The organism is Vibrio sp. V39_P1S14PM300, assembly GCF_009904765.1.
GTDB lineage: Bacteria > Pseudomonadota > Gammaproteobacteria > Enterobacterales > Vibrionaceae > Vibrio > Vibrio proteolyticus.
In genome coordinates this window covers 1-5431 of sequence record NZ_WXWP01000265.1, presented here as the reverse complement: position 1 = coordinate 5431, position 5431 = coordinate 1, and the positions used below count along the sequence as shown (strand labels likewise).

Below are 5431 nucleotides of genomic sequence, written 5' to 3'. Positions count from 1 at the left end.
GAATTGCTATAGAGTGAGACATAAATCACACATATGATTTACATCAGGTGCTCAGAGAGCAAAAATCAAACCAATAAGGATCACACTATGAAAAGCATCAACAAACTGATTACGATTACTGGTATTTTTTCCGCGCTGGCAGTGGTACCTGCAGCATCTGCCATGCAAATGGACGTACAGACACTTGGCAGCAAAGCCATGATCACCGTGACTGACAACGGTCAAGCGGTCGCTAACCAAGAAATTATGGTGAAAAACGGCAATGAATACACAGTGAAAACAGATGAGTTCGGTCGCGCTTCAGTCTGGAATCAGGAAAATCACGCCCGCACTTACACCTTTATGGCCAATGACGCCAGCGGTAACACCATGAAAACCAAACGTCGTCTGCCAGGTGACCGTCAGTAATAACAAGGATAGTTGGTTTATCATCCATAACAGGGATTGCTATGGAAAAGGTAAAATATCCCCAAGTCTGCCAGACAGCCTTGGGGATTTGCTTTTTTATTCGCACATTGCGTCAGATTTCGCGGCGCAGATAAAGTCATTCTTGTGCAAACCTTTAATAGAATGACTCCACCATGTCAGAGTTACTTTTCCCCACTCCAGTAAGATAGAAGGGTGATGAAACTCCTCCTCCGCTAATTCTGCAATTCGGTTAGCAAATGTCCATGCCTGCATGAAATTTTTAAATTTATACACTTTCTCTAGTTGAGGAATCCCATCCCGAACATGAATATGCCAGCCATGTAGCTCGCTCAGCAGTGCTTGCTGCTCTTTTTCCGTCAACGCGATGGCATCTATACTGCAAGCTTCGCAGCGCAATTCATCAAGCATGTGTCACTTCCTTTGGTTCAAATAATGGAGGTAAAAGTCCTTTGGACATTGCCTGTTCCACTTCGGCAATTAAATCCACTTGGCTAAGCTGATACAGCTCAGCAATATCATCCAACACATAATATTTTGGTTGCATAATATCAATTCGATAAGGTGTTCTTAGTACCGTCTGCAAATCAAACGTTTCTCGAATGGCGTCTGCGCTGTCGAGTGCGTATACCGTTTCACCGGGAGAAGACAACACACCACCACCATAAATCTTAGTGCTGCCCTGCTCTTTAACCAGACCAAACTCCACCGTAAACCAGTACAACCGAGCTAAGTAGCCACGTTGTTTTGGTGTCGCGCTCTTACCTAACTTGCCATAAGTATGGGTGAAAGCAGCAAAATCCGGGTGAGTCAGCATCGCACAGTGGCCAAATATCTCATGAAAGAAATCCGGCTCTTGTAAATAGTCAAACTCGTCACGTGAGCGCAAAAAAGTCGCCACCGGAAATTTCTTGTCGGCCAGTAAGGCAAAGAAACGGTCGAAATTAATCAACGCTGGCACAGGCTCGACCTGCCAGCCCGTCTCTTGCTTCAGAACGGCATTCACTTCAGGCAACTGTGGTACCCTGTGAAGCGGCAAATCCAACATCGTCAGACCGTCGAGGTACGCTTGACAGGCGCGATGGTTAATCACTTTCTGTTGACGGGTAACCAGATCGTACCAAATGCGATCTTCGTCGTCGTTCCAGTCGACAAAACCTTTGCTATTCACAGGCTTAGAATGATACTGAGTCATACAAACACCAATTAACAAGTCCTTTACATTAAGCCTATCGCCTTCCCTTCTGGCTGCCAATTTATCCAGCGGTAATCGCACCCCAATCAATGTAACATAAATTTTACAATTGTGTATTTTTTGCTTATTTATCAGATGTCTGTTTATTCTTCTCTTGGTTTGACTTTGCACAAAAAGCCATCAAAACTACACTTACAGGAATAGAGTAGACGAGGAAGTCATGTCCCCTAACCAGCCCCTCTGGACGCCGTCATCTGCGCGCGTTTCAGCATCGAATATTCATCAGTTCATTAAACACATCAACATGTTGGGCCAACAAATTGAAACCTATGCGGATCTGCATCGCTGGTCCGTCGAAGACAAAAAACAGTTTTGGCTGGAAGTGTGGCAATTTTGCGATGTGATTGGTTATCGAGGAGACTGTATTCTTGGTGAAGGCTTGCCCAAATGGCAGACATTTCAGCCAAGCCGAGACACTATTTGGTTTCCTCAAGCCGAACTTAACTATGCTGAAAACCTTCTCTCATATGCGTTTCAGGATCCCGGGGGCATCGCTGTCTGGTTCGAAAACGAGCGAGGAGACAAACAACACCTGACCTGGCAACAGCTTTGCGATCAGGTGTCAGTGGTACAACAATGGCTCACACAGAATGGTGTTGGCGCCGGAGATGTGGTCGCCGGTTACCTGCCCCATATGCCGCAAACTCTGGTGGCGATGCTGGCAACGACCAGTTTAGGGGCGATCTGGACATCCACGTCGCCAGACTTTGGTGTCGATAGCGTGACAGAGCGATTCGGCCAGGTGAAACCTAAAGTGTTATTCTGCTGCAACGGCTATACATTTGGCGGCAAAGCTTTTGATATGCAGAAAAAAAATATCGAGCTGGCCAAAAATCTAGACGAGCTGGAAAACACTTGTCAGATTGAATATCTGGTCGGGCTTCCCCCTGCAGACCATACATTTTCAGACTGGAATGCGATTTTGGAATGTTATCAGCCCAGAGGCATTCGCTACCATCGCATTGGCTTCAATGACCCGTTGTTTGTGCTCTATTCGTCAGGGACCACCGGAAAGCCCAAATGCATTGTCCATCCCGTGGGTGGCACTGTCATTAACCACCTTAAAGAGCATCAATTGCATTGCGACATTCAGCCGAAAGATCGGGTTTTCTACTACACTACCTGTGGCTGGATGATGTGGAACTGGCACGTTTCGGCGCTGGCCAGTGGTGCAACACTGGTCATTTATGATGGCAGCCCAGTCTCCCCTGACACCAGTAACTTGTGGCGTCTGGCGGAAAAAGCCCGTGTGACGCTATTCGGCACCTCCGCCAAATACCTCGAAGCCATTCAGAAACAACGTCTGGCCCCCGCAGAACAGTTCGATCTCTCCGCGCTTAAGACGTTGTGCTCTACAGGCTCTGTACTGTATCCGGAGCAGTTCGACTATGTCTATCAACACATCAAGCCCGACTTGCATCTGGCGTCCATATCAGGCGGCACCGATATCTGCGGCTGCTTTGTACTTGGCAATCCGATCTCCCCCGTGTATCGCGGAGAATGCCAGGCCGCGGGGCTTGGTATGAATATCGCCGTTTTCGACGAGCAAGGTCAACCCGTGCTCGATGAGCGTGGAGAATTGGTCTGCCTGAACAGTTTCCCGAACCAACCGGTTGGTTTTTGGCATGACGATGGTGAACGCTATCATCATGCATACTGGGATAAATACCCCAATACCTGGCACCATGGTGACGATGTCATTATGCATTCAAATGGTGGGGTGCAGTTTTTTGGTCGCAGCGACGCCACCTTAAATCCAGGAGGAGTCCGAATAGGTACCGCAGAAATCTATCAGCAGGTCAATCAGTTGAATGAGGTCGTCGATTCGATTGCCATTGGCCAACAATGGAACAATGACGAACGTATTGTGTTACTGGTGAAACTGACGGAGTACGCGCAACTGACACCAGATCTGGAAGACAAAATTCGTCAGCTTCTGCGCCAGAAGTGCTCACCTCGTCATGTGCCAGCCAAGATATTGGCCATCAGTGATGTTCCCCGAACCAAATCGGGGAAACTAGTCGAATTGGCAGCGAAACAGGTGATCCACGGCCAAACGGTGAAAAATGTCGGCGCCATTGCCAATCCACAAGTTCTGGACGAGATTGCGTCGCTGACTCCGGCGCTAGCAGACTAAAAACAAAACACCCGGCTTAAGCCGGGTGTTTAAACGTCATTATTTTCTGCCAACGCCCATCAAGACCTTGAGCGTCCCTTCCTGAGTTTGCAGTTCAAAAGGCACAGAGACACTGACGTCTTCAAAACCAACGCTGGACAACACCGTTTTCACCCGGGAAACCGTCAGGCCATCCTGGTCGTTTTCTACCAACCAATCCCAATGAATAAACAGACCACCTTCATCAAGGATGGAATACACAATATCTGCAACGTCAGAGTAGTTGGGTAAGAAACCGCATACTGATGACGCCACGACCAAATCAAACTGCCCACGAAAAGCCGGGTGCAGCGCAACCAATCCGCGAGTCAGCATATCAACCACAGGTTCGACGTTGGCCAGCTCTTTGCTGTCGAGTTGCTCGATCATGGCTTCAGACACGTCCAGAGCAACAATGTCTTTGGCAAGTGGTGACATCTTTTGTGTCAACAAGCCAGTACCACATCCGAAATCAAGAATGTGTTTACCTTTCAGATCAACCAGTTGTTGCAGTGACTCAAACGCTTTTTCAGCATAGACAGCAGTAGCTGGGTTGTTCTCCCACTCTGCTGCGTATGCATCCCAATCGTGCGCCATGGTAATCTCCCTATAAATACTTCTTTAACTTACAATAGATTAAACCAAAACGGACTTTACGTGTTAGTGCTATTCGCCGACAATTTGGTATAAATTAGTTGCAGAATCATCAATTCGGATAAACCACCAGCGCATGAACCTCTCTCAAATAGAAGCCTTTTGTACCGTTGCTGACACCGGCTCGGTTTCTGAAGCTGCACGCCAGTTAGAGTGCAACCGTACTAAGCTCAGTATGGCGATTAAAGCTCTGGAAAAAGAACTCGATACCGAGTTATTTGTTCGATCCGGCAACCACCTCACCCTGTCAGAAGTAGGCAAAGCCATTTATAAGGATTGCGAAAGCCTGACGGTTACTGCCGCACGTATCCGCCAGACCTGCGCTCAGGCTTCGGGAGAGTTTAACGCCGAAGTATGGATTGCCCGGGACGATTCTCTGCCAGACGATCTGTGGCAAGATCTGGCGCACAGATTGAACAACCGCTTTCCGGCCACCTCGTTTAACCTGATCCTCGCCTCCAGCGGTGACCTCGCCAATCTGGTAGCCACTCAGCAGGTTGATTTCGCTTTTGGAGTGGACTACGAACGAATCGATGATCCGCTCATCACCTATCAACCGCTCGGTAAAATACGCATGATGTCGGTGTGCAATACCCAACACCCACTGAGTAAAATGCGCCGGGTGACCGACGAACTGCTTCGAAACTCCATGCAAGCGGTCATGGTCTACCTCAACGAAAAAGACAACCCGGAGCTGCAACCTTTCTCACGCCGGTATATCGGTTTCTCCAGCTTTGATTACATGTTGAACACGATACTGACAGAGGAAGCCTGGGGAGTATTACCGGAGCCGCTGATCCGCCATCATCTGCGCCAGCAAGAGCTGGCGGTAATCAAACATACCTACGGGCTTACGCAAGAGGATTACTGTATGTTTACCGCCTCAGGTATGGCGGAACATCCTGGTATGCTTTGGCTGGCGGATAAGCTCAACGAATATC

Annotated in this window: 6 protein-coding genes; 3 read left to right on the top strand and 3 right to left on the bottom strand. The window is 48.3% G+C overall.

The features are described from left to right. Positions 1-87: 87 nt before the first annotated feature. Positions 88-408 carry a hypothetical protein gene (locus tag CAG65_RS13700; RefSeq protein WP_161454003.1) on the top strand — a complete coding sequence of 107 codons (321 nt, stop codon included), beginning with the start codon at positions 88-90 and terminating at the stop codon, positions 406-408. A gap of 96 nt (positions 409-504) precedes the next feature. Here CAG65_RS13700 and CAG65_RS13695 read toward each other — a convergent pair whose 3' ends face one another. Together CAG65_RS13695 and phhA are read right to left on the bottom strand one after the other, a co-directional pair. Further along, on the bottom strand, positions 505-837 hold the full coding sequence (locus CAG65_RS13695; RefSeq protein WP_021705025.1) for a 4a-hydroxytetrahydrobiopterin dehydratase: 333 nt from the start codon (positions 835-837) through the stop codon (positions 505-507). Beyond that, the gene (gene phhA, locus CAG65_RS13690; protein WP_021705024.1) at positions 830-1621 is read right to left on the bottom strand and encodes a phenylalanine 4-monooxygenase; all 792 of its coding nucleotides are present in this window, start codon (positions 1619-1621) and stop codon (positions 830-832) included. Before phhA ends, CAG65_RS13695 begins: the two co-directional genes overlap by 8 nt. 220 nt (positions 1622-1841) lie before the next feature. Between phhA and CAG65_RS13685 the strand changes: the two genes are divergently transcribed. Continuing rightward, on the top strand, positions 1842-3818 hold the full coding sequence (locus CAG65_RS13685) for an acetoacetate--CoA ligase (RefSeq protein ID WP_161454002.1): 1977 nt from the start codon (positions 1842-1844) through the stop codon (positions 3816-3818). Positions 3819-3857: 39 nt separating this feature from the next. On the opposite strand, the gene CAG65_RS13680 is transcribed toward CAG65_RS13685, so the two are convergent. Next, complete coding sequence (locus CAG65_RS13680; protein ID WP_161454001.1) at positions 3858-4433, bottom strand: class I SAM-dependent DNA methyltransferase; 576 nt, start codon at positions 4431-4433, stop codon at positions 3858-3860. Positions 4434-4566: 133 nt separating this feature from the next. On the opposite strand from CAG65_RS13680, the gene CAG65_RS13675 reads away from it, so the two are divergent. Next, positions 4567-5431 (top strand): LysR family transcriptional regulator (locus CAG65_RS13675; protein WP_161454000.1); only part of this gene is annotated, 865 nt, incomplete at its 3' end.